We start from the raw sequence: 23,993 nt of genomic DNA on the forward strand, positions 1-23,993 counted from the left end.
CTGGCTGGACATGAGGCCCTCCTCCTCGATGGCGTGGACCTGCGTTGCGCTGCAGGCGTCGATGGGGCGGAGTCTAGGCACGGTGTTTTTTCGGGCGCACGCCGTCGACGGTCAATCCAGCTATGGCGCGAATGCGATGGCTCGCAGCGGCCCTGCCGATCGCCCGCAAACGCGAGGTTTCCAGGGAATTCAAGGCGTCGCAGCGGCCCTTATCCTTTAGTCGAAGGGCGCGTCTGGAGGCGTTTGGCGCCGTTGGCCATCGGGCGGTTTGCTACCCTCGTTCACCTGATCCAGCGCGCCCGCCGTTCCGTCATGCCCACACCCAAGGTCACCAATCTTTCGCTCGATCTGGTGACCGATCTGGGGCGCTGGCGCGCGTTCGTGGCGATCGGCGAGCTGGGCAGCGTCACGCGCGCGGCGTTGTTCCTGGACACCAACCAGTCGGTGCTCAGCCGCCAGATCAACGCACTGGAGCGCGATTGCGGCGCGCGGCTGTTCAATCGCACCGGACGCGGCGTGCAGCTGTCCGAGCTGGGCGAACGCCTGTTTCCGCAGGTCAAGGCGCTGCTGGCCGACGCGGCGCAGCTCGAGCGCGACATCCGCGGCGAAGCACTGGAGCCGACCGGCCGGGTCACGATCGGCATGCTGCCGTCGATCTCGCAGGCGGTGACCGGCCGCCTGTTCTCGACCCTGCGCACGCGTTATCCCGCAGTCACGCTCAAGATCCTGGAAGGCTCCGGCGGCCAGGTCGAGGAGTGGCTGGCCGATGCCCGCGTCGATATCGCCGTGCTGTACCGCTATGGCACCTCGCTGCCGGAAGGCGAGCAGTCTCTGGCCGTGGTCGACAGCTATCTGATCGGCCGACGCGGCGATGCGCTGACCGCCGCCGAGACCGTACCGTTCACCCGTCTCGACCAGTTGCCCCTGGTGGTCCCCAGCGCGCCCAACGGCTTGCGCACGGCGCTGGATGCGCTGGCGCGCAGCTGCCATATCGGGCTCTCGCCGGCGATCGAGGCGGACTCGCTGCCGCTGCAGAAATCGCTCTCCGCCGGCGACGGCGTCTACACGGTGCTGCCCATCCATGCGGTGTGGAAGGAACTGGCCGACGGCGTGCTGCAGGCCGCGCGCCTGGTGGATCCGCCCATGCAGCGGATCATCTCCATGGCGCTGAGCCGCTCCAAGGCGCCGGCCCGCGCGGTCTCGGCCGTGGCCAGCGAGATCGATCACGCCTTCCAGTCGCTGGCGGCCGAGGGCCTGTGGCAGCGCGCCTTCGCCCCGACCCCCGACGCATAGCAGACATGCCGGCGGACGCGTAGCGCGCCCCGTCGCCCCACCCTATAACAGCCGATCGCGCGTCCGATGCGCGCCGTCCTGCGTTCGAACCGGAGTTGCCATGCCCCGCATCACCCTGCCCGATCCTGCCCACATGGATGCCGACCAGCGCGCGGTCCACGACCGCATCGTCAACGGCAAGCGCGGCAGGATCCAGGGCCCGCTGCGCGCCGCGCTGCATAACGCGGAGCTGGCGGCGCGCTGGTCGGCCCTGGGCGAACTGCTGCGTTACGACACGTCCCTGACGCCGCGCCAGAGCGAGCTGGCCATCCTGGTCACCGGCCGAGCCTGCAACTCGCCGTTCGAGTGGCACGCGCATCGGCTGGAGGGCGAGAAGGCCGGCCTGTCCGCGGAGATCCTCGAGGCGCTGCTGGCGCAGCAGATCCCCGCGGGGCTGGACGAGACCGAGCACGCCATCGTCTGCTTCGCCCGCGAACTCAACGCCGCCAACTCGGTCAGCGATGCGACCTACGCGCGGGCGCTGGCCCTGCTGGGCGAGAAGGCCGTGGTCGAGCTCACCGCGCTGGTGGGCTATTACACGATGGTGGCGATGACACTGAACACCCACGAAATCCCCCTGCCGGAGGGCGTCGCGCCGCCCTTCGACCTGCCGCAGCGCAACGGCCTGTGAGCGGCTGGGACTGCCATGCGCATGTCTTCGGCCCATATGCGCGCTTTCCGCTGGCCGACACCAGCGTGCATTCGCCCCCGCAGGCCAGCGTCGAGCAGTACCTGGCGCTGCTGCAGGCGCTGGACCTGCAGCATGGCGTGCTGATCCATCCCAGCGCCTACGGCCGGGACTTTTCCGCACTGTTCGACGCGCTGGACCGCTTTCCGCAGCTGCGCGGGGTGGCCGTGGCGCGTGTGCAGGATGGTATGGACCTGCGCGGGCTGCGCGAGCGCGGCGTGCGGGCCTTGCGCTTCAGCCACCGCAGCGGCGGCGACTTCCCCGGCGCGGCCACGCTGGAGGATCTGAAGCGGCTGGCGCCGGCGCTGGCCGCGGCGGGCCTGCATGCCGAACTGTGGAGCGACACCGCGGCGCTGTCCGGCGTCATCGGCACGCTGCGCGAACTGCCCGTGCCCCTGGTGATCGACCACGCGGGCGGCTTCGATCTGGAGGCCGGCGTCGACGCGCCGGCGTTCCGCGCGCTGCTGTCCTTGCTGGAAGGCGGCAACACCTGGATCAAGCTGTGCATGTACCGCAACCTGCTGCGCAAGCCGCAGCCCGAGCGCGGCCGTGCCTTCCAGCAGGCGCTGCAGCACGCGCGCGCGGACCGCATGCTGTGGGGCAGCGACTGGCCGCATCTGCGCGTGGAACCGGCGCCGGACACCGGCGCGCTGCTTGCGACGTTCCGCGACTGGGCGGGCGATGCCGCGCTGGCGCGCCGGATCCTGGAGGACCATCCGCGCGCGCTGTATGCCTGACCGGCGCGGCGCGCGCGCAATACGACCTTGGTCCTAACGGCTATGCGCGCAGCCGCATAGCAGCTCTGCCTGGCATCGCGTCGGCGCGCGCGCAGCGGCTTCCTAGACTGGCCTTCGACGAATCACCAAGGCCTTGCCGCAATGGACGACCTGACCCAGCTGCGCGTGGAGATCCAAGCCCACGTGGCGGTGCTGACGCTGGATGCGCCGCCGGTCAACGCGCTGACCCGCACGCTCAACGACGAGCTGGTGCTGGCGCTGGACCGCATCGGCGAGCTGGATGAGGTCCGCGCGGTGGTGCTCACCGGCGCCGGCAAGGTGTTCTGCGCAGGCGCAGACCTCAAGGGACGCGCCGAAGTGATCAAGGGCCCGGGCGATCTGGGCGCGCACCTGCGCCGCACCCGCGAATGCTTCCACGCGATCCGCGAATGCGCCAAGCCGGTGGTGGTGGCCATCAACGGGGCCGCGCTCGGCTCCGGCCTGGCGATGGTCGCCTCCTCGGACATCCTGGTCGCCTCGGAGCGCGCCTCGCTGGGCCTGCCCGAGATCGACGTCGGCTTGCTCGGCGGCTGCCGCCACGCGATGCGGCTGTTCGGCCACTCGCGCCTGCGCCGCATGGCGCTGACCGGCCTGCGCGTCGACGGCGCCGAGCTCTACCGGCTGGGCCTGGTCGAGGCCTGCGTGGCGCCGGAGGCGCTGCTGCCCACCGCGCTGGAGATCGCCCACACCATCGCCGCCAAGAGCCCGGTCGCCACGCGCATGAGCAAGCACACGCTCAACACGATCGAGCAGCTGAGCCTGCGCGACGGCTATCGCTACGAGCAGGACATGACCGCCGCGATCGGCCGCACCGAGGACGCGCGCGAGGCGCAGGCCGCCTTCCGCGAGAAGCGCGCGCCGGTCTTTGTCGGCCGCTGATGCCCTCCTTCCCTCTCCCATCGCCGCCGCGCGGCGATGTCGCACGGATATCCCGATGAGCTCCAACGCACGCCCGCTGTCGGGCATCAAGGTCCTGGATCTGAGCCGCATCCTGGCCGCACCGTGGGCCGGGCAGATCCTGGCCGACCTGGGCGCCGAGGTGATCAAGGTGGAGCGGCCCGGCGCCGGCGACGACACCCGCGCCTGGGGGCCGCCCTTCCTCAAGGACGCCGACGGCCGCAACACCGGCGAGGCGGGCTACTACCTGGCCGTCAACGCCGGCAAGCAGTCGATCACCATCCGCATCGACACGCCCGAGGGCCAGAACATCGTGCGCAGGCTGGCGGCGCAGGCCGACATCGTGCTGGAGAACTACAAGGTCGGCACGCTCAAGCGTTACGGCCTGGACGCCGACAGCCTGCGCGCCATCAACCCCAGGCTGATCTATTGCTCGGTCACCGGCTTCGGCCAGGACGGCCCGCGCGCCGAACAGCCGGCCTACGACTTCCTGATCCAGGCCATGGGCGGCCTGATGAGCGTCACCGGCGAGCGCGATGGCAAGCCCGGCGGCGGCCCGCAGAAGGTCGGCATCCCGATCGTCGACCTGATGACCGGCATGTATACCGCCGTGTCGGTACTGGCCGCGCTCAACCGGCGCCACGTCACCGGCCTGGGCGACACCATCGACATCTCCATGCTGGATGTCCAGGTCGCCTCGCTGGCCAACCAGGCGATGAACTACCTGGTGTCCGGCCGCACGCCGCAGCGCAACGGCAATGCGCATCCCAACATCCAGCCGCAGGACGTGTTCGCCTGCGCCGATGGCGACGTCATCCTGGTGGTCGGCAACGACGGCCAGTTCGCCAAGCTGTGCCAGGTGCTGGGCCAGCCCGCGCTGGCCGAGGGCGCATTCGCCACCAATGCCGGGCGCGTGGAAGGCATCCAGGCGCTGTCCGCGCGGCTCTCCGAGGCCTTCGCCGGGTGGCGGCGCGCCGACCTGCTGGCCGCACTGGATGCGGCCGGCGTGCCGGCCGGCGCCATCAACTCGGTGCCCGAAGTGCTCCAAGACCCGCAGGTGGTGGCCAGACAGATGGTCCGCCGCGTCCCGCATCCGCTGGGCGTGGAGGTGCCCCTGGTGTCCAGCCCGATGCGCTTCGCCGATGCGCCGCTGCAGCCGCGCGTGGCGCCGCCGCTGCTGGGCCAGCACAGCGAGCGCGTGCTGCAGGCGCTGGGTTACACCGACAATGACATCCAGGCCCTGCGGGCCAAGGGAGTGATCTGATGAAACTGCACTGGTCGCCCAAGTCGCCGTTCGTGCGCAAGGTGATGGTGGTGGCCCATGAGCTGGGCTGCGTCGAGGCGCTGCAGCTGCAGCGCTCGGTGGCGGCGATGCTCAAGCCCAATCCGGCCATCATGGCCGACAACCCGCTGTCCAAGATCCCCACCCTGGTGCTGGACGATGGCCAGGTGCTGTTCGATTCGGCGGTCATCTGCGAGTACCTGGATGCGCGCTTCCACGGCGCGCTGTTCCCGTCCGGCGATGCGCGCTGGAAGGCCCTGCAGCAGCTGGCGTTGGGCGACGGGCTGCTGGACGTGCTGATCCTGTGGCGCAACGAGCGCGAACGCGCGCTTCCGCTGCAGTCGTTGATCGATGCCTTCGCGCTCAAGACCGAGGCCTCGCTCGCACGCCTGGAGCGCGAGATCGAAGCCCGCCCCGGCGCGACGATCGACATCGGTCAGATCGCGATCGGCTGCGCGCTGGGCTATCTGGACTATCGTTTCGATGAGTTCGCCTGGCGCGCGCGAGCGCCGAAGCTGGCCGCCTGGTACGCCACGCTGGCGCAGCGTCCGTCCTTCGTTGCCACGGAGCCGGCCGATGGCTGATGCCCATGCCCTCGCGCTGGATCGCGCCGTGGTCGTCATCGGCGCCGGCACCATGGGCGCCGGCATCGCCGAGGTGGCCGCCGTCGCCGGCCATCGCGTCTACCTGTGCGACACCAGCGAGGCCGCGCTGGACCGGGGCCGTGCGCAGATCCGCGCCAGCCTCGACCGGCGCGTGGCCAAGGGCAAGGCCAGCGCCGAGGATGCCGCCTCCGCCTTCGCCCGGGTGATCGCCGCGGGCCCGAGCGCGCCGCTGCAAGGCGTGGGCCTGGTGATCGAGGCCATCGTCGAAAACCTCGACATCAAGGTCGCCGCGCTGACCGAGATGGCCAGGCGCGTGGACGACGATGCCATCCTGTCCACCAACACCTCCTCGCTGTCGGTGACCGCGCTGGCCGCACGCCTGCCCGCGCCGGAGCGCGTGGCCGGGCTGCATTTCTTCAATCCGGCGACCATCCTGCCGCTGGTCGAAGTGGTCCGCGGCCACGCCACCGACCCCGCCCTCGTCGAGACGCTGGTCGCCACCGCGCGCGCCTGGAAGAAGACGCCGGTGGTGTGCCAGTCCACGCCCGGGTTCATCGTCAACCGCGTGGCGCGCCCGTTCTACGGCGAGGCGCTGCGCCTGCTGCTGGAACAGCAGACCACGCCGGAGACCGTCGATGCGGTGATGCGCGAGTGCGGCGGCTTCCGCATGGGGCCGTGCGAGCTGATGGACCTGATCGGCCATGACGTCAATTTCGCCGTGACCCGCTCGGTGTGGCAGGCGTTCTTCCACGATCCGCGCTACCAGCCCTCGCTGGTGCAGCAGCAGCTGGTGGACGCCGGCTGGCTGGGGCGCAAGAGCGGTCGCGGCTTCTACGACTACCGCGACGATGCGCCGCGCCCCGATGTGCGCGACCTTCAGGGCCCCGCGCCGGCAAAGGTCCGCATCGAAGGCGCGCTCGGCCCCGCGCACGGCCTGGTGGCGCTGCTGGAACAGGCCGGCCTGAATGTCGAAAAGACCGAAGGCGCGGGCCTGCTGCGCGTGGACGGCGTCGCCCTGGCGCTGACGGATGGCCGCAGCGCCGGCGCACGCAGCCAGGCCCTGGGCGAGCCAGTGGTGCTGTTCGACCTGGCTCTGGACTACGCCGCCAGCAAGCGGATCGCATTGTCGGCCGCCGAGGGCACGCCCGCGGACGTCATCGCCCAGGCCGCAGGCCTGTTCACCGCGCTGGGCAAGCAGGTCTCGCTGCTGGGCGACGCCGCCGGCCTGGCGGTCTCGCGCACCGTGGCCATGCTGGTCAACGAAGCCGCCGACGCCGTGCAGCAAGGCATCGCCTCGGAAGCCGACATCGACGCGGCCATGACCGGCGGGGTGAACTACCCGATCGGGCCGCTGGCCTGGGGCCGGCGCGTGGGGCTGGACTACGTCGCCGCCGTGCTGGCCCATCTGTCGCAGGGCTACGGGGAAGACCGCTACCGCGTCTCGCCCTGGCTGCAGGCGCGTGCGCGTGAGGTGTCGCATGGCTGAGTTCGTCAGCGTGGCCACGCAGGCGCGCGTGGCGGTGGTGACCCTGTCGCGGCCGGCGCGCCGCAACGCCCTCAACCTGCAGGTCAAGCGGGAACTGGTCGACGCGCTGGAAGGGGCGCTGGCCGACGCGGAGGTCGCGGCGATCGTGCTCACCGGTGCCGGCGGCTACTTCGTGGCCGGCACCGACATCGCCGAGATGGCCGACATGCGGCCGATCGATCATGTGCTGCAGCGCTCGGGACACCTGTTCGAGGTCGTGCGTCATGCCTCCAAGCCCATCATCGCCGCGGTCGAGGGCTATGCGCTCGGCGGCGGCTGCGAGCTGGCGCTGGCCTGCGACCTGATCGTCGCCGCCGAGGACGCCCGCTTCGGCCAGCCCGAGATCAAGGTCGGCATCATGCCCGGCGCGGGCGGCACCCAGCGCCTGCTGCGCGCCGCCGGCCGCTACAAGGCCGCGCTGTGGGCGCTGACCGGCGAGATGATCCCCGCCGGCGAGGCCTACGCCGCCAACCTGGTTTCCATGCTCGTCCCCAGCGGCCAGGCGCTCGATGCCGCGCGTGAGATCGCCCTGCAGATCGCCGGGATGCCGCCGCTGGCCGTGCAGGCCATCCGCGAGGCCCTGCGGCTGGGCGCCGACGCCCCGCTGGAGACCGCCCTCTCCCTGGAGCGCCGCCTGTTCGAGCGCCTGTTCGACACCGCCGACCAGCACGAAGGCATGCGCGCCTTCCTCGAGAAACGCGCCGCGGTCTTCAGCGGGCGCTGAGCGTTGATGGCGCGGGCCGGCGTGACGCGGTCCCGTCCTGCTCCCCGGCCAACCGGATCGAAGCGCTGAACGCCTGGCTGGCAGCGCGTCTCGATTCCAGCGTCGCCGATGCCGACGGCGCGCGTCCGGATGTTCGCCTCAGCGCAGGATTCGCGCGCTTCTTCCAGATCCTTCGGCGCCAGGGGATCGCTATCCGCGCCGCAGCACCTCGCTCAGCGCGGCCTGCGCGAGGCGATTCTCCGCGGGCGTGCCGATGCTGATCCGGACCCAGGTGTCGTAAGGCGGGAAGGCGCGCGCGACCAGGATCTTGTGCGCCTTCAGTGCGGCGACGACCTCGGCCTGCGGTCGGCCGACGTCGAAGAAGACGAAGTTGCCCGCGGGCTCGGCGTAGCGCAGGCCCAGCCGGCGCAGGTGGTCGAGCCAGCGCGTGCGCTCGACGGCGACCTGTTCGCGCACCCACGCGAGGTGACCGGGATCGGCCAGGGAGGCGGCGGCGGCCGCGATCGAGAGCTGGTTCAGTCCGTGCGGACTGCCCACGCCGCGCTTGCGCAGCGCGGCGGCCAGATCCGGCGGCACCAGGGCGTAGCCGATCTGCAGGCCGGCCAGCGCGTGGATCTTGCCCAGGGTGCGGAACACCGCGACGTTGCGCCCGGCGCGCAGGTGCCGCACCGCGGTGCGCTCGGCCGCGTCCGGCAGGTAGTCCAGATACGCCTCGTCGACGATCACCAGCGCCTTGGCCGAGGCGGCCAGTACGAAGGCATCGAAGTCCTTCCCCGGACTCACCGTGCCAGACGGGTTGTGCGGATTGACCACGAACAGGGCCCGGGTGTCAGCCCGGATCGCGGCCAGCAGCCGGGGCAGGTCGTTACGCAGCGACGCATCCAGCGACACCTCGATGGCGCGCCCTCCGAACGGCGCGGCCGCATCGACCAGCGCGCCGTACCCGGGCACCGAGTACACGAAGGTGCCGCCCTTGCCCGCCACGGCAAGATGCTGGCCCAGCGGCTCGAGCACTTCGCCCACGATGACCTGCTCGGGCGCAACGCCCTCGAGAGCAGCGATCTGCCCGACCAGCGCCTGCCCCTGCTCGGCGGTAACATAGCGCGGCGCCAGCGGCAGGGCGCGCTGGATCGCCACCGGCACCTGAGGCGAGGGACCGTAGCTGCTTTCGTTGAGATCCAGGCGCACCAGCCCGTCGGCAGCGGCGGGCGCGTCGCGGCCGGCGCCGGCCGCCATGCCGGGCACGAGCGAGGCCAGCGGCGCGGCGACGGCCAGCGCGGCGTTGCGCGTCAGCCAGGCGCGTCGGGACGGATCGAAGGCATCGTGGTAGGCCATCAGAACTTCACCTGCAGTCTTCCGTAGTAATAGGCCCCGCTCCAACCGAACGGCGAGAGTTCGCTGTAGGGGAACACGCCATAGGTGTCGGCGCCAGAGACGGCGGGGGTGGTGGCGATATTGCGCGTGGGATAGGTGTTGAACACGTTGTCCGCGCCCAGCGTCAGCACCAGGTGCTTGGAAATGCGCAGGGACACATCCGCGTCGGTGATCCACTTGGCGTCCAGCCGCTGGATCACATCGTAGTTGCCGGCCGTCCCGGCCTCGGTGGGCAGGGTGCGGAAGGCGGTGCTGCCCTTGGCGAACTGCGCCACGTTGGCCGCGCTCTGGTTGGTGGCGGCGACCTGCTCGATCCGGCCATAGCGATGGGTGCCCAGGTGCACGCTCCACGGGCCTACATCCCATGCCAACGCCAGGGTCAGGTTGTCCCTGGGCTGTCCCTTCTCCACGCGGGTCCGCTCGGTGATGTCGAACAACGGCGTGCGCACGCCCAGCGCGAGGAGCTGCTCGGGGGTCGAGGCCACCCGGGTCAGCTCGGTCTTGTTGCGGTTGTAGCCCAGCGTGGCGGTCAGGCGGTCGCCGCCGTCCCATCGCCACACGTAGCGCGCGGACGCGTCCACACCCGTGGTGCGCGTGTCGGCGGTGTTGCTGAAGTAGCGCACGCTGGTGACGCCCGGCGAACCCAGCGCGGCAAGATAGTCGCGGATCGCCGAGGAGCCCGCGCCGTCGACGAAGTTGCTGGACAGGAAGATGCGGTCGTCGATGTCGATGCGGTACACGTCCAGCGAGGCCGTCAGCCCGGCGATGCCCCAGGTCAGGCCGGCCGTCAGATTGGTCGCCTTCTCCGGGTCCAGGTCGCGCGCGCCCAGGGCGCGGGCCTCGACCGAGTTCACCGGCGCGGTGCGCACCAGCACGTACTCGGGCAGGCCGGTGACGGCGTTGTTGAGCGTGCGGCTGCTGGTCGAGCTGAAATACTGCTGGGCCAGCGCGGGCGCGTGGAAGCCGGTGCTGGCCGAGGCGCGCAGCGCCACGCCGCCGTCGAGTTGATAGCGCAGCGCCAGCTTGCCGTTGGTGGTCGAGCCGAAGTCGCTGTAGTCCTCCCAGCGCCCGGCCAGCGAGACCAGCAGGCGGTCGGTCACATCGGTGTCTGCCTCGACATAGGCGGCGACGTTGTGCCGGCTGTAATCGCCCGCGTCGCCCGGCTGGATGCCGGCGAACCCCTGCGATCCGATCGTCGGCACGGTGCCGGCGGCCGGGCCGTCCAGCACGCGGTACGGGCCCCAGACGTAGGAGGCCTCCTCGCCCGGCCGGATCTCGTAGGTGTCGCGGCGGTACTCCAGCCCGAGCGCCAGCCGCAGCGGCGCGTGCCAGCCGACTTCGAAACTGTTGCCGGCATCCAGGTTGGTCGTCCACTGCGAGGCTTCGAGCGCGCCGTTGTAGAAGCGCGTCGGGCTGGCCGCGCCCAGGGTGGCGTTCAAGGTGTTGCGCGTGCGGTAGACCAGCTCGTTTCGGCCATAGACGCTGCTCAGATCCCAGCGCCACTGTCCCAGATAGCCCTTGAGCCCGGTCCCCAGCGAGCGGTCGGTGCTGTCGGTGTCCACCCAGGGCAGGAAGCCGTTCGGGTAGATCGCGCGCACGTTCTCCGGCTGCCCGGAGCGGCGCAGCGAGGCATTCGAACTGCCCTGGCTGTCGGTGGCGCCACCGAAGGCGTACCACTCCAGCCCTTCGGCCCAGGACAGCGGCTTGCGCAGGTTGGCGAAGAAGGTCTTGTCCTCGGTATCGGCGCTGTCGGCGAAGCGCCACAGCGCGTCGCGGTCGATCGTCGCCTCGCGCGGATCGGCCACCGCGCCGGCGGCCGCGCCGCCGATGGGGTTGAGGCCGGTGCCCGAGCCATAAGCGCCCGACAGCGCGACGGCCTGGCCGTTGCGCCCGATGCCGAAGTACTGCTGGCGCGTATCGGCCAGCGCGCGGTTGGCCGCCTTGCGGTCGCGATAGTCCCAGGTCAGGTGGATGCCGCCGCCTTCGGGAAAGGCGAAACCGGTGTCCAGCGAGACCTTGGTGGTGCCGCCGCCTCCGTCCTCGGTGGTGCCGCGGCTGACTGTGCCCTCGAAGCCATCGTCCTCGCGCAGCACGATGTTGATCACGCCGGCGATGGCGTCGGAGCCATATTGCGCCGAGGCGCCGTCGCGCAACACCTCGATCCGCGCGATGGCGCTGACCGGGATCGTGTTGAGGTCGGTGGAGACCGCGCCCTTGCCCACCGTGCCGCCGGTATTGACCCAGGCACTGGTATGCCGCCGCTTGCCGTTGACCAGGATCAGCGTCTGGTCGGGCGAAAGCCCGCGCAGCGTGGCCGAACGGATATGCGTATTGCCATCCGGCGTGGTCGGATGCGGGAAGTTGTACGACGGCAGCAGGGACTGGAGGATGGTGCTGACATCGGTATAGCCGCTGGCGCGCAGTTCGTCGCCACTGAGGACATCGATCGGGACGGGCGATTCCAGCACCGTGCGCGACTGGGTCCGGCTGCCGATCACGCTGACCTGGTCCAGGCGCTTGATCTCGGGGTCGGCGCCCGCCGCCGTCTGCGCGAACGACGGGGCCGCGACGGCAAGCAGCGATAAGGCGACGGCGGCGGGCAGCGCCGCGCGCGACGGGCGTGGATTCTTGGTTGGCGACATGGTGTGGATTCCCCTTTGGAGCCGGTGGGCACCTCGGTGCGAGACCGCGTCGTCACGCCCCCTGGCGTGTGGCATGCCCCCGACATGCTCGTGTTCATCCTCCGGATCTGCCGCACCGCGTCAAAGAGCATGGCGGCATATCCTGATAACGCGGCGCCGCGCCAAGCGGCCCGCGTTGGACGCGGATCCCAGGCGCATTCCGCCCCCGCCGGCACCGTCACACCGCCCGCACATGGGCGGCAGGAAGCTGGCTCCCCGGGGCTGCTGGAAGTGCGTCATGCGACTGCTCTCCTCCCTGCTGTTCTTCGCGCTGGGCCTGTCGATCGGCTCGGTCATCAGCGCCGTGCGCGACCAGCCCTTGCCCGAAACCGCAGCCCCGACCACCGAGCGGGTGAGCGCCAGCGGCGCGCTGCAGGAGCAAGGCGCGGTTCGGCCTGCGGCCAGCCCTGGCCCTAGCGCCGCCCCGAGTTCTGCGGGCTGCGGGTTTGATCAGGTCGCCTGCCCGACCGGCGCCGAGGCCTCCCTGCGCGGCTGAACGACGCGGGGCCGGCGCCAAGTGCTTGCGTGGACTGGGAAAGCTGCGCATAATGCGCGGCTCGCTGCGTCTGGCTTTCGGCCGGATCAGGGTCAGGAAGCGCGATTCCTTGCCCGCCTGGCAGCGGACCCATCCCGTATCGCATGGCCTGACCGCATCGGCGGCATGGGCCGGGGCCGCCATCTCCCAGGCTATGGGCGATCAAAATTACATCGAGGTGCACAGATGTCCCGCGTATGCCAAGTGTCCGGCAAGCGAGTGATGACGGGTAACAACGTCTCGCACGCCAACAACAAGACCCGCCGCCGTTTCCTGCCCAACCTGCACGAGCGCCGCTTCTGGGTCGCCAGCGAGAACCGCTGGGTCAAGCTGAAGGTTTCCGCGCACTCCCTGCGCACCATCGACAAGAACGGCATCGACTCCGTTCTGGCTGAGCTGCGTGCGCGCGGCGAAAAGATCTAAAGGAGATCAATCATGGCAGGCAAGCGCGACAAGATCCGCCTGATTTCTTCGGCAGGCACCGGTCACTTCTACACGACCGACAAGAACAAGAAGAACACCCCGGGCAAGATGGAAATGAGCAAGTACGACCCGGTGGTGCGCAAGCACGTGGTCTACAAGGAAGGCAAGATCAAGTGACCTCACGGCGCGGGCGCAAGCGCCCGCCTTTGCCGTGAGGTCATCCCCGCGAAAGCGGGGATCCAGCGCCTCCAGAAAAAGCCCGCCGCAAGGCGGGCTTTTTCGTGGGCGGATGGTGGGGCACCGAGCTCGATGCGCGTTGCTCGGTGGGAGCAATTGTCTCCTCAAATCTCGCAGCCGCCTGCCTGTAGAGCGGAGCTTGTGGCAATCCCCTCTTGGGGACTCCGCTGCCTTTCGTTCGGTTTGTGGGGAAGGCCCCAAGCGGAGCAAGCTCCGCTCTACAGGGGGAAGCCGCCGTGGCGGCTCCCACAACAGCAGGGGCTTCGGGATGACAGCGTCGACCGGATCTGGATGGGCAGGGCCGCACCGGCTATCGGCGCGGCGCGCGGATCGGCAGAATCGGGCGATGACCCGATCCGCGGTGACTGGATGACCGAGACCTCTGCCATCGGCGGCTGGCTGCTGTTCCTGGACTGGGTGATCCGGCTGGCGGCGCTGGCGTGGATTCCCTCGCGCACCACGCCGGCCGCGGCGCGCAGCTGGCTGCTGCTGGTGGGCTTCGTGCCGCTGCTGGGCCTGCCGCTGTATCTGCTGTTCGGCCATCCCTGGCTCTCGCGCGAGCGCATCCGCCGTCAGGCCGAGGCCTCGCAGATGATCCGCGACGAGCAGAAGCCCCTGGTCCAGCTGCGCTGGCATCCGACCGGCGACGGCGCCGACACCGAGATGGTGCCGCTGGTGGAACGGCTGGGCGATTTCATGCCCACCCATGGCAATGCGGTAACGCTGCTGGACGACTACGAGGGCTCGCTGCGCGCGCTGCTGGAGGACATCGCCGGCGCGCGCGATCGGGTGCACCTGCTCTATTACCTGATGTTCGACGACCAGGTCGGCGATCTGGTGTGCGAGGCGCTGCTTCAGGCGGCCGCACGCGGCGTGCAGTGCCGGCTGATGCTGGATGCGGTCGGCGCCAAGCGCGGCCTGCGCGCCTACACCGCGCGCCTGCGCGCCGGCGGCGTGCAGGTGCAGGAGCTGCTGCCCGGCGGCCTGCGCTGGCGCCGCAGCGGGCGCATCGACCTGCGCAACCACCGCAAGATCGCCGTGATCGACAACCGCGCCGCCTATGTCGGCTCGCAGAACCTGGCCGATGCCGGCGCCTTCGTGCGCGGCTATCCCAACCGCGAACTGGTCGCGCGCGTGGAGGGCCCGGCGGTGTCGCATCTGGAGGCGGTGTTCGCCAGCGACTGGTACCTGGAAACCGGGCAGCGCCTGGAGGTGATCGCCACCACCCCGGTGCGCGACGCCAACGTGGCCGCGCAGCTGCTGCCTTCGGGGCCGGCCTATCCGTTCTCCAATGCGCGCGACATGGTGTGCGCACTGATCCACCTGGCCCAGCAGAAGCTGGTGATGGTCACCCCGTACTTCGTGCCCGACGACGCCACGCTGAGTGCGCTGCGCATCGCCGCGCTGTCCGGCGTGGACACCCAGCTGATCCTGTCGGCCAGCAACAACCAGACTCTGACCGCCTGGGCGCAGGAGTCCTACTACGGCGAGCTGCTGGCCTCGGGGGTGAAGATCGCGCACTACCGGCCGCACTTCCTGCATGCCAAGCACATGAGCGTGGACGACTCGATCGCGCTGGTCGGCTCGATGAACCTGGACATCCGCTCGTTCGCGCTCAACGCCGAGGTCGGCATGCTCTGCTACGACGCCGACGTGGTCGCCAGCATGCGCAGGATCGAGGCCGGCTACCTGGCCCAGGCCGAGCAGCTGACGCTGGAGCGCTGGAACAGGCGCCCGGCGTGGAAGCGCAGCCGCGAGGGCATCGCGCGTCTGGCCGACTCGTTCATCTGAAGCCGCGCGTGGCGGCGGCGAAGCGCGTTGCGCGCGACGACGACGCCGCATGCGCGGAAACGCGCGACGACCGCCGGATTGGCGCGAGACGCGCCGCGCTTCAGCGCGGCCCGGACACCGCCAGCGCCTCGCGCGCCACGACCTCGGCCTGCCCGCGCAGCTCCGGGATCGCCAGCGATTCCCACAGCGCGCCGATGCGCAGACTGCCAATGGCCAGCAGCCCGGGCACGGGCTGGCCCTCGGCATCGCGCAGGCGGCCGTTGGGACAGGTGTCCAGGCCGATGCCGTGCGGACCGGGCGCGGCCAGGCCGCTGCCGATCAGCTCGGCCAGCAGCGGATTGCGCATGGCTTGCACGCGCAGCTCCACACCGGTGGCGTTGATCACGTGGGCCACTTCCAGGGCGAGGATCTCGCCGTGCGGGCCGTGGCCGTGCAGCTGCACGCAGCGCGCGCCGGCCATGGCCGTGTCCAGCCGCGCGCGATGGCGCCGCAGCTGGCCGCGGGCGAGCGCCTGTTGCAGCTGCGCGTGCACCGGAGCGGCGATACGGTGGCGGTGCACGTCCCACAGGCGCACGACGTGGCGCAGGAAGCGGCGCTGGTCGGCGGCGGACAGCGAAGTCCACAGCCGCTGCACGTGCGGGCGCAGGGCATCCATCACCGCCTGCCACGGCACGCCCTGCGCCTGGGCGCGGGCGACCTCGCGGCGCACGGCGCGCAGGCGCGCGCGCAGCGGCAGCGCGAGCAGGGCCTCCACATCGACGGCCTGCGCCGGCGCGCCGTCGACATGCGGCAGCGGCATCAGCCCATGGCGGGACAGCACATGCAGCGGACCGCGATGCCCGGCCGCCAGCAGCGCCAGCGCCGCATCGACCATGCTCAGGCCAGAGCCGACGATGCATACCGCGGCATCGGCCTCGATGCCGTCCAGCGCCGCGTTGTCCCAGGCCTCGATCCGGCGCGCCGGCGGCAGCGAGCGCGCGCCGCGCGCCGGCAGCGGACGCGGCGCGTTGCCGGTGGCCAGCACCACCGCCCGCGCGCGCACCGGGCCGGCGCCATCGAGCTGCAGCAGGAAGCCCTCGGCCTCGCGTTTCAGGCTCAGCGCGCGGGCCGGGAGGTGCTGCAGCGTGGCCGGACTGCCCGCATGCGCCTGGGCCAGGCGCGCGGCCAGGTAGTCAGCGAAGCGCTGCCGCGGCACGAAGGCCTCGGCGATTTGCGCGCGCGGCGTGTCGGGCTCGGCGTCCTGCAGCCAATCGACGAAGTCGCCGGGCGCCGCGTCGAAGGCGCTCATGCCGCCGGCGCGCACGTTGAGCAGATGCTCCGGGCGCTCGGTCGCGTGCGCGGCGCCGCAGCCCAGCACGGCGCGCGGCTCGAGCACCGCGATGCGCAGCGCCGTGGTGGCCTGGCGCAGCAGCTGGATCGCCACCAGCGTGCCGGCGGCGCCGCCGCCGACGATGGCGACATCGAACGGGGTTGCGCTCATCGGCGCCTGGCCTTGGCCGCCTCGGGCGGCGCCGTCTCGACCAGCGGCTGCGGGCAGCCGGTGGCGAAGAACTCGACCAGGAAGTCGATGAAGCTGCGCACCTTGGGCGCCAGGTGGCTGCGGCTGGCGTAGACGGCGAAGATCCGCAGCGGCGGCACCTCGTAGTCCGGCAGCACCCGCGCCAGGCGGCCATCCTCCAGCGCCTGGCCGACGATGAAGTCCGGCTGCAGGGTGATGCCCATGCCGGCGATGGCGGCCTCGCGCAGCAGGTCGCCGTTGTTGGCGCGCAGGCGCTCGGTCACGCGCAGGGTCTCCGCGCCCCCCGGCCCTTCCAGCGTCCAGGTGTCGCCGCCGGAGGAGTAGCGATAGCCGAGCACGCCCAGGCGCTCCAGATCGGCCACGCTCTGCGGCGTGCCGACCCGGGCCAGATAGGCGGGCGAGGCGCACAGGAACATCTGCGCCTGCGCCAGCGGCCGGGCGATCAGCGAGGGCGTGGGCTGGCGGGTGATGCGGATGGCCAGGTCGTAGCCCTCCTCGACCAGGTCGACCAGGCGATCGGACAGGTCCACGTCCACGGTGACCTGCGGATGCAGCTCGGCGAAACGCGCCACCAGTTCGCCCAGGCGGGCGATGCCGAAGCTCACCGGCGCGTTGATGCGCAGCAGGCCGGCCGGCTCCAGGGTCTGCGCGGTGACGGCGGCCTCGGTCTCGTCGAACTCGGCCAGCAGCTTCAGGCAGCGCTCGTGGTAGGCCGCGCCGGCGCTGGTCAGGCTGACGTGGCGGGTGGTGCGGTTGAGCAGGCGCGTGCCCAGGCGCTGCTCCAGCCAGGCCACGTGGCGGGTGACGCTGGGCGTGGACATGTCCAGGGCCTCGGCTGCGGCGGAGAAGCCGCTGCGTTCGACCACGGTCGCGAAGACGCGCATGGCATCGATGGTGTCCATTGTTGCTCGCCCTGTAACAAATTCTGGCCCGGGGCACAGTTTATCCCCGAGCGTTGCCACAATAGGGTGGTGGCCTGCTTCCCTGTCGTGACAGGTTCGCCCATGAACGCCGCCGCCCGCCTGCCCTCGCTGTACATCTCCCACGGCTCGCCGATGACCGCGCTGGACCCCAAGCTGGTCGGCGTGCGCCTGGGCGAGCTGGCGCGCACGCTGCCGCGCCCGCGCGCGGTGGTCATCGCCTCGGCGCACTGGCTGGCGCGCTCGCCGCTGGTGGGCGGCAGCGCGCGGCCGGAGACGATCCACGACTTCGGCGGCTTCCCGCAGGCGCTGTTCGACATCCAGTACCCCGCGCCGGGCGCGCCGGAGGTGGCCGGGCGCGTGGCGCAGCTGCTCGACCAGGCCGGCCTGGCGCCGCACATCGACCCGAACCGCGGCCTGGACCACGGCATGTGGGTGCCGCTGCGCCTGCTCTATCCCGACGCCGACGTGCCGGTGGTGCCGCTGTCGATCCAGCCGCTGGCCGGGCCGGCGCACCAGCTGGCGGTGGGCCGCGCGCTGGCGCCGCTGCGCGATGAGGGCGTGCTGGTGATCGGCTCGGGCAGCCTCACCCACAACCTGCACGACTGGCGCGGCGCCGACCACACTCGGCAGGCGCCGTATGTGCAGCCCTACATCGACTGGGTCGAGGCCACGCTGCGCCAGGGCGACGTGCAGGCGCTGCTGGACTACCGCCGGCGCGCGCCCAACGCCGCCCAGGCCCATCCCACCGACGAGCACTGGCAGCCGATCTACGTGGCCCTGGGCGCGGCCGGCGAGCACTTCCGCGCCACGCGCATCGATGCGGGCATCGACATGGGCTTCCTGGCGATGGACATCTACCGCTTCGACGACGCGGCACCGGCGCAGGCGGCGGCGTAGCGCGCCGCGGCGACCCAGCGACCCGCCAGCCCCGCCGCCCGCCCGCCATCGTCGTTCCCGCGAAGGCGGGAACCCATGGACTTTGGCGCATAGCGCTTGAGGCGCTGGGTTCCCGCCTTCGCGGAAAAGAAGGTTTCTAGCCGTCCGTAGCGCGAGCGCAAACCCAATCGCGTCCCCCGCGACGCCCCATGCGAAAATAGCGCGCATGAGTGACGGCACCCGCCCGGCGGCAGGCAAGGACACGGGCGAGGGGCAGCGCAGCCTCGATGACGCCCTGAAAGCGCGCATCCGCGACACCTACGCCGCGCTGCGCGCCAATACGCCCGGCTTCACCACGCGCCGCGCGCAGAGCCAGATGATCGGCGTGGCCTCGCGCGCGCTGGGCAGCAGCAGCGGCGTCGGCGTGGTCGAGGCGCCGACCGGCGTCGGCAAGTCGCTGGGCTATCTGACCGCCGGCGTGCCCATCGCGCTGGCGGCCAAGAAGAAGCTGGTCATCAGCACTGGTACGGTCGCGCTGCAGTCGCAGCTGGTCGAACGCGATCTGCCCGCCTTCCTCAAGGCCACCGGCATCCAGGCCAGCGTGGCCCTGGCCAAGGGCCGCACCCGCTACCTGTGCACGCGCAACGTGGCCGAGCTGCAGGGCACCGCGCCGGCGCAGGAATCGATGTTCGGCGACGAAGGCGCGCTGTACGACCGCCCGCTGAGCCCGGCCGACGCGACCCTGGCCAACCGGCTGGCCAGGCTGTTCACCGACAACCAGTGGAACGGCGACCTGGACGCCGCGCCCGAGGCGGTCGGCCCGGCCCTGCGCGGGCGCATCACCACCAACGCCGCCGGCTGCGCCGGGCGCAAGTGTTCCTACGCCAATCAGTGCCCGGTGTTGAAGGCGCGCACCGCCGTGCGCGAGGCGCAGATCGTGGTCACCAACCACGCGCTGCTGCTGTCCACCCTGGCGCTGGGCGACAACGAGAACGGCCAGCCGCTGATCGCCGCGCCCGGCGAGATGCTGCTGGTGCTGGACGAAGGCCACCACGTGGCCGGCGTGGCCATCGACCAGGGCGCCGCGCGCCTGCCGCTGGACGACATGGGCCGGCGCACCAGCCGCCTGCAGACGCTGATCGCGGCCACCTACCGGCTGGTGGACAAGGAAACCATCGCCAAGCTGCATCCCAACGAGGCGATCGAACTGGCGGTCAGCGTCAGCCGCCAGCTCAAGGCCTTCCACGGCCTGCTGGAGGCGGCGTGGACACCCGACCCGTCCGAGCGCGAGCCGCAGTGGCGCGCGCCCAACGGCCGGCTGCCGGCCGACTGGTCGGTGCCGATCGAGGCCCTGGCCGACGACACGCGCAGCCTGTTGAACTGGGTCAGCGCCGCCGCGCCGCTGGTGGGCAAGGCCAAGCAGGACGACGCCACCAAGGAGCGCGTGCAGCGCAACCTCGGCATGGCCCTGGAGCTGGTCCAGGCGCAGTACGACCTGTGGGCCGGCTGGCGCCGCGAGGACCCGGACGGCGCACCGCCGATGGCGCGCTGGATCACCCGCGACCGCGATGGCGACCTGGTGCTGCACTGCTCGCCGGTCTCGGCCGCGCAGGTGCTGCGCCAGCTGCTGTGGAAGGAGGTCGATTCGGTGCTGATGACCTCGGCCACGCTGACCGGCGGCAACGGCTTCACCGCGCTGGCCATCGACACCGGCCTGCCCGAGCATGCCGAGACCGTGACGCTGGAATCGCCGTTCGACCTGCCGCGCCAGGCGCAGCTGGTGGTGCCGAAGTTCCCCGCCGCGCCCGACGACCGCGAGGGCCATCCCAAGGAGGTCGCGCGCTATCTGGTACGCGAGCTGGACTGGGGCAAGGGCTCGATGGTGCTGTTCACCTCGCGCTGGAAGATGGAGAAGGTCGCCGACCTGCTGCCGGTGACCCAGCGCAACCGCGTACTGGTGCAGGGCGAGGGCAACAAGTCGCAGATCATCGGCGAGCACCTGCGCCGCATCGCGGCCGGGGAAGGATCGGTGCTGTTCGGCCTCAACTCCTTCGGCGAAGGCCTGGACCTGCCCGGCGAGGCCTGCACCACGGTGGTGATCACCCAGGTGCCGTTCGCCGTGCCCACCGACCCGCAGACGGCGACCCTGAGCGAGTGGCTGGAGAGCCGCGGGCACAACGCCTTCAACCTGATCGCCATCCCGCACGCGCTGCGCACGCTGACCCAGTTCGCCGGCCGCCTGATCCGGACCTCGACCGACACCGGCCGGGTGATCATCCTCGACTCGCGCCTGCTCAGTCGCCGCTACGGGCGTCAGATCATCGACGCCCTGCCGCCGTTCGCACGCGTGATCGGCTGACCGCTCCGCGGACGCAGCGGTTGTCGCCGTTTGCCGGTATTGTGCCTACGGTCACATCGCCGACGCTTCTTGAAGATGAGCGCCATCGCCCCCGCCCCCAAACGCCGCGCCGACGCCGAGCAGAACCGCACCCTGCTGCTGCAGGCGGCCGAGGAGGTGTTCACCGAACACGGCGTGCAGGCGCCGCTGGAGCTGGTGTCGCGCCGCGCCGGCGTCGGCCGGGCCACGCTGTTCCGCAACTTCCCCGACCGCCACACCCTGGTGCTGGCGCTGCTGGAGCGCGGCCTGGACCAGATCGAGGCCGAGGCCCAGCGCCTGGGGGACGATGCCGACGCGCTGGTGCCGCTGCTGCGCTTCGTGCTGGACCGGGTGGCGACCCATGCGCCGCTGGTGGACTACTGGCAGACCCAGGGCCGCGACCAGCCGGAGATCGAGGTGGCGATGATGCGGCTGGTGACGATCTTCCAGCCGCCGCTGCAGCGCGCGGTCGATGCCGGCCGCTGCCGGGCCGACCTGGTGGCCACCGACGTGCTGCTGCTGCTCAAGCTGTTCAGCGCCTGCGCGGTGCCGATGATGCAGCCGCTGGCGCCGTTCGAGCGCATCTGGGGCTTCGCGATGGACATCGTGCAGCCCGTCGCGGGCGAGGCCGACGCGGCCGGCTAGGGCCGCGTGCGCCTGCTTTCGCCCCTCCCCTTTGCGCGCAGCGCAAGGGGGAGGCTGGGAGGGGGTGCTTTTCGCGCAATGTTCGATGGTCAGCTCAGTACAGAACGCTGAAACGCTGGCCGCTGTGCTTGGGGGATTCGATCTCGTCGAGCAGGGCCACCGCGTAGTCCTCGTAGGAGATGCGGCTCTCGCCCTTGGCATCGGTGAGGAAGGCGTCGCCGCCCAGGCGGAACTGGCCGGTGCGCTCGCCCGGGCCGAAGAACGCCGCCGGCGACAGGAAGGTCCAGGTGATGTCCTTCACCCCGCGCAGCTCATCCAGGAAGGTCGCGCCGGGCAGCGCTTCGGACTTGTACGCGGCCGGGAACTCCGGCGTATCGACCAGGCGCACGCCCGGGGCGACCTCCAGCGAACCGGCGCCGCCGACCACGGCCAGGCGCGGGATCTTGGCCGCGCGCACCGCGGTCAACACGTGCTCGGGCGTGACCTCGGCGAACCTGGCGGCGCTGATGAAGACATCGTGGCCGGTCAGCTTGGCGCCCAGCCCCGCCGGGTCGGCGGTGATGTCGCCCTGGACGAAGGCCACGCCCTCGGGCAGAGCGTCGACCGGCTTGCGCGCGATGACGGTGACGGTGTGGCCGCGGCGCAGGGCCTCGGCCAGAAGACGACGACCGACGTTGCCGGTCCCGCCGAGCAGAGCGATGGATGCCATTGGAGCGACTCCTAGCTGGTTACGAAAAGGAACCATGCCATCATGGGCGTCACGCCCGCGTCTGCCAAGAAGGGAACCCCACGTGTCCAGGTAACCCCCAGGTAACCCCGTCACCCAGGTCCCCAACATCCCCAATCCCGAATCCCCAATCCCGATCAATCCAATGACCCTCCACCGCTCCACCGCCCCCTACGCCGCCCACTGCCCCGTGCGCGATGTGCTCGACCGACTGGGCGATCGCTGGAGCACGCTGGTGCTGCAGGCGCTGAAGGACGCGCCGCTGCGCTTCGCCGCGCTGCAGCGGGCCATCGACGATGTGTCCAAGCGGATGCTGGCCAAGACCCTGCGCGGGCTCGAGGAAGACGGGCTGGTCACGCGCACGGTGTTCCCCAGCAAGCCGCCGGCGGTGGAGTACGCGCTGACGCCGCTGGGCCGCAGCTTCGTGCCGCATATCGAGGCGCTGGTGGCCTGGGCGGAGACGCACCACGACGCGATCCGCAGCGCGCGCCGCCGCTATCAGGCCACGCCCGCGCACGACGCCGGACGCTGAAGTCGCGACCGCCGCGACAGGCGGCGCCGTCACCGGGTCGCGGGGAGCTTTGTCGTGTCGCTGGCGCGGTGCGGTCACGAACCGATGCGCGTCAGGACGCTACCCTGTGCGCATGACCTCTGCTGTGAACCACGGCTTCTCGCAGGACCACGCCGCCCTGCTCGATTCGCTCGCGGCCACGCCCGACCTGCTGCTGATCCAGGATCTGGACGGGGTGTGCATGGGGCTGGTGCACGACCCGCTGACGCGCACGCTGGAGCGTGAATACCTCGAGGCGGCGGCCCGGCTGGGCGATGCGTTCGCCGTGCTGACCAATGGCGAGCACATCGGCGCGCGCGGGGTGAACGCCATCGTCGATCGCGTGTTCGGCGCGCCCGGCCACGCCGCCGCGCACGGCGCCTACCTGCCCGGCCTGGCGGCCGGCGGCGTGCAGCTGCAGGACCGCTTCGGCACGCTCAGCCATCCGGGCGTCAGCGACGCGGAGCTGGCCTTCCTGCAGGGCGTGCCCACGCGCATGACGCGCTGGCTCTCCACGCTGCTGCTCGGCGCGCCCTACCACCTCGAACCGCATCGCGTGGCCACGCTGGCGGCCACCTGCGTGCTGGACAACCCGGCCTCGCCCACGCTCAACCTCAACGCCCTGCACCATGCTTTGGCCGAACAGCCGGCGCTGTACGCGCAGCTGCAGCGGCAGGCGGCGGACTTCATGCAGGCGCTGCTGCGCGAGGCGCGGGCGGAGGGGTTGGACGGCGCGTTCTTCGTCCACTACGCGCCCAATCTGGGGCGTGACGACGCCGGTGCCGAGCGCCTCAAGCCGGCCGCGGAGGGCGATGCGGGCACCACCGACTTCCAGTTCATGCTCGAGGGCGCGGTCAAGGAGGCCGGTGTGCTGGTGCTGCTCAATCACCATGTGCACGCGCGCACCGGCCGCTGGCCGCTGGGCGCGGATTTCAATGCGCGGCAGGCCCCACGCACCATCGAGGCCCAGGTGGCATTGGCACAGGCGCAGATCGCGCCGGCCGACATGCCGCGCCTGGTCGGCGTGGGCGACACCGTCACCAGCGTGGCGCACGACGGCGCGCAGCTGCGCGGCGGCAGCGATCGCGGCTTCCTGAGCCTGGTGCAGCGTCTGGGCGAGGCCTTCGGCACCGACAATCGCGTGCTGTTCGTGGACAGCAGCGCCGGAGAAGTACGACGGGCCGGGTTGGATGCGGCGCGCCTGTCGGCGGGCGCGGGCGATGCGGGCTTCGATCCGCGCACCGCGGCGCTCGGCATCACCGATGCGGACGATTCGCTGCGACTGGATGTGGTGTTCCCTGGTGGCCATGCGCAGTACGTGAGGTTCTTCTGCGCGCTGGCGCAGCGGCGCGCTGCGTAGCGCGTGCGACGCAGCTGGAATTGCCGGGGCTGGCACTTGGACTCACAGCGGCGCCGGCATTGGCATTGAGATGGACCTGGAAGCAGGAAGCCGTCGGCTGGTCGCGCGGCATGTCTTCCAAGCGCGCTGCTTTTGCCCCTCCCCTT

The 23,993-nt window shown here is 71.1% G+C and carries 22 protein-coding genes; 17 read left to right on the forward strand and 5 right to left on the reverse strand.

Translation table 11 applies throughout. The features are described from left to right. Window positions 1-312: 312 nt before the first annotated feature. The 8 genes from WFQ05_RS05460 to WFQ05_RS05495 all read left to right on the forward strand — a co-directional run bounded on the left by WFQ05_RS05460 (window position 313) and on the right by WFQ05_RS05495 (window position 7,829). Window positions 313-1,293 carry a LysR substrate-binding domain-containing protein gene (locus tag WFQ05_RS05460; protein WP_337052991.1) on the forward strand — a complete coding sequence of 327 codons (981 nt, stop codon included), beginning with the start codon at window positions 313-315 and terminating at the stop codon, window positions 1,291-1,293. A gap of 100 nt (window positions 1,294-1,393) precedes the next feature. Further along, window positions 1,394-1,963, forward strand: a complete 570-nt coding sequence (locus WFQ05_RS05465; RefSeq protein ID WP_337052992.1) for a carboxymuconolactone decarboxylase family protein — start codon at window positions 1,394-1,396, stop codon at window positions 1,961-1,963. Further along, entirely contained in the window at window positions 1,960-2,757 is a 798-nt protein-coding gene (locus tag WFQ05_RS05470) for an amidohydrolase family protein (RefSeq protein WP_337052993.1), read from the forward strand. Before WFQ05_RS05465 ends, WFQ05_RS05470 begins: the two co-directional genes overlap by 4 nt. 141 nt (window positions 2,758-2,898) lie before the next feature. Then, complete coding sequence (locus WFQ05_RS05475; RefSeq protein WP_130514688.1) at window positions 2,899-3,675, forward strand: enoyl-CoA hydratase/isomerase family protein; 777 nt, start codon at window positions 2,899-2,901, stop codon at window positions 3,673-3,675. Between the two features lie 55 nt (window positions 3,676-3,730). Beyond that, window positions 3,731-4,957: a CaiB/BaiF CoA-transferase family protein gene (locus tag WFQ05_RS05480; RefSeq protein WP_337052994.1), complete on the forward strand. Its 1,227-nt coding sequence runs from the start codon at window positions 3,731-3,733 to the stop codon at window positions 4,955-4,957. Beyond that, entirely contained in the window at window positions 4,957-5,559 is a 603-nt protein-coding gene (locus WFQ05_RS05485) for a glutathione S-transferase (protein WP_130530131.1), read from the forward strand. Before WFQ05_RS05480 ends, WFQ05_RS05485 begins: the two co-directional genes overlap by 1 nt. Beyond that, window positions 5,552-7,066, forward strand: coding sequence for a 3-hydroxyacyl-CoA dehydrogenase (locus WFQ05_RS05490; protein ID WP_337052995.1), 1,515 nt, complete (start codon window positions 5,552-5,554; stop codon window positions 7,064-7,066). Before WFQ05_RS05485 ends, WFQ05_RS05490 begins: the two co-directional genes overlap by 8 nt. Beyond that, window positions 7,059-7,829: an enoyl-CoA hydratase-related protein gene (locus WFQ05_RS05495; protein WP_337052996.1), complete on the forward strand. Its 771-nt coding sequence runs from the start codon at window positions 7,059-7,061 to the stop codon at window positions 7,827-7,829. The genes WFQ05_RS05490 and WFQ05_RS05495 overlap by 8 nt, the downstream gene beginning before the upstream one ends. A 189-nt stretch (window positions 7,830-8,018) precedes the next feature. Here the strand turns inward: WFQ05_RS05495 and WFQ05_RS05500 are convergent, their stop codons facing one another. Both WFQ05_RS05500 and WFQ05_RS05505 read right to left on the reverse strand, forming a co-directional pair. Continuing rightward, window positions 8,019-9,164 carry a histidinol-phosphate transaminase gene (locus WFQ05_RS05500; protein WP_337052997.1) on the reverse strand — a complete coding sequence of 382 codons (1,146 nt, stop codon included), beginning with the start codon at window positions 9,162-9,164 and terminating at the stop codon, window positions 8,019-8,021. Continuing rightward, window positions 9,164-11,845 (reverse strand): TonB-dependent receptor, encoded by a 2,682-nt coding sequence (locus WFQ05_RS05505; RefSeq protein ID WP_337052999.1) that lies wholly within the window; start codon window positions 11,843-11,845, stop codon window positions 9,164-9,166. The genes WFQ05_RS05500 and WFQ05_RS05505 overlap by 1 nt, the downstream gene beginning before the upstream one ends. A 277-nt stretch (window positions 11,846-12,122) precedes the next feature. Here WFQ05_RS05505 and WFQ05_RS05510 point away from each other — a divergent pair, with 277 nt between their 5' ends. From WFQ05_RS05510 to cls, 4 genes are all read left to right on the forward strand, one after another. Continuing rightward, entirely contained in the window at window positions 12,123-12,380 is a 258-nt protein-coding gene (locus WFQ05_RS05510; RefSeq protein WP_337053001.1) for a hypothetical protein, read from the forward strand. A gap of 225 nt (window positions 12,381-12,605) precedes the next feature. Beyond that, the gene (gene rpmB, locus WFQ05_RS05515) at window positions 12,606-12,842 is read left to right on the forward strand and encodes a 50S ribosomal protein L28 (protein WP_014159265.1); all 237 of its coding nucleotides are present in this window, start codon (window positions 12,606-12,608) and stop codon (window positions 12,840-12,842) included. Window positions 12,843-12,851: 9 nt separating this feature from the next. Then, window positions 12,852-13,019, forward strand: coding sequence for a 50S ribosomal protein L33 (rpmG, locus tag WFQ05_RS05520; protein ID WP_122231031.1), 168 nt, complete (start codon window positions 12,852-12,854; stop codon window positions 13,017-13,019). A gap of 429 nt (window positions 13,020-13,448) precedes the next feature. Continuing rightward, window positions 13,449-14,870, forward strand: coding sequence for a cardiolipin synthase (cls, locus tag WFQ05_RS05525; RefSeq protein WP_130514676.1), 1,422 nt, complete (start codon window positions 13,449-13,451; stop codon window positions 14,868-14,870). Between the two features lie 100 nt (window positions 14,871-14,970). Here cls and WFQ05_RS05530 read toward each other — a convergent pair whose 3' ends face one another. Together WFQ05_RS05530 and WFQ05_RS05535 are read right to left on the reverse strand one after the other, a co-directional pair. Beyond that, window positions 14,971-16,350 carry an FAD/NAD(P)-binding protein gene (locus WFQ05_RS05530; protein ID WP_337053004.1) on the reverse strand — a complete coding sequence of 460 codons (1,380 nt, stop codon included), beginning with the start codon at window positions 16,348-16,350 and terminating at the stop codon, window positions 14,971-14,973. Next, the gene (locus tag WFQ05_RS05535) at window positions 16,347-17,291 is read right to left on the reverse strand and encodes a LysR family transcriptional regulator (RefSeq protein ID WP_130523974.1); all 945 of its coding nucleotides are present in this window, start codon (window positions 17,289-17,291) and stop codon (window positions 16,347-16,349) included. Before WFQ05_RS05535 ends, WFQ05_RS05530 begins: the two co-directional genes overlap by 4 nt. 102 nt (window positions 17,292-17,393) lie before the next feature. Between WFQ05_RS05535 and WFQ05_RS05540 the strand changes: the two genes are divergently transcribed. The 3 genes from WFQ05_RS05540 (at window position 17,394) to WFQ05_RS05550 (ending at window position 21,210) form a co-directional block, all read left to right on the forward strand. Continuing rightward, window positions 17,394-18,209, forward strand: a complete 816-nt coding sequence (locus WFQ05_RS05540) for a class III extradiol ring-cleavage dioxygenase (protein ID WP_337053005.1) — start codon at window positions 17,394-17,396, stop codon at window positions 18,207-18,209. 205 nt (window positions 18,210-18,414) lie between these two features. Continuing rightward, window positions 18,415-20,547, forward strand: coding sequence for an ATP-dependent DNA helicase DinG (dinG, locus tag WFQ05_RS05545; RefSeq protein ID WP_337053007.1), 2,133 nt, complete (start codon window positions 18,415-18,417; stop codon window positions 20,545-20,547). Window positions 20,548-20,622: 75 nt separating this feature from the next. Next, window positions 20,623-21,210 carry a TetR/AcrR family transcriptional regulator gene (locus WFQ05_RS05550; protein WP_337053008.1) on the forward strand — a complete coding sequence of 196 codons (588 nt, stop codon included), beginning with the start codon at window positions 20,623-20,625 and terminating at the stop codon, window positions 21,208-21,210. Between the two features lie 94 nt (window positions 21,211-21,304). Here WFQ05_RS05550 and WFQ05_RS05555 read toward each other — a convergent pair whose 3' ends face one another. Next, the gene (locus tag WFQ05_RS05555; RefSeq protein ID WP_337053010.1) at window positions 21,305-21,919 is read right to left on the reverse strand and encodes an NAD(P)-dependent oxidoreductase; all 615 of its coding nucleotides are present in this window, start codon (window positions 21,917-21,919) and stop codon (window positions 21,305-21,307) included. A gap of 163 nt (window positions 21,920-22,082) precedes the next feature. On the opposite strand from WFQ05_RS05555, the gene WFQ05_RS05560 reads away from it, so the two are divergent. Together WFQ05_RS05560 and stpA are read left to right on the forward strand one after the other, a co-directional pair. Beyond that, window positions 22,083-22,469 (forward strand): helix-turn-helix domain-containing protein, encoded by a 387-nt coding sequence (locus WFQ05_RS05560; protein WP_306994272.1) that lies wholly within the window; start codon window positions 22,083-22,085, stop codon window positions 22,467-22,469. A 112-nt stretch (window positions 22,470-22,581) separates the two neighbouring features. Then, window positions 22,582-23,847: a glucosylglycerol 3-phosphatase gene (stpA, locus tag WFQ05_RS05565; protein ID WP_337053011.1), complete on the forward strand. Its 1,266-nt coding sequence runs from the start codon at window positions 22,582-22,584 to the stop codon at window positions 23,845-23,847. The last annotated feature ends 146 nt before the right edge of the window (window positions 23,848-23,993 follow it).

It is taken from the genome of Pseudoxanthomonas sp. USHLN014 (genome assembly GCF_037153335.1).
GTDB lineage: Bacteria > Pseudomonadota > Gammaproteobacteria > Xanthomonadales > Xanthomonadaceae > Pseudoxanthomonas_A > Pseudoxanthomonas_A winnipegensis.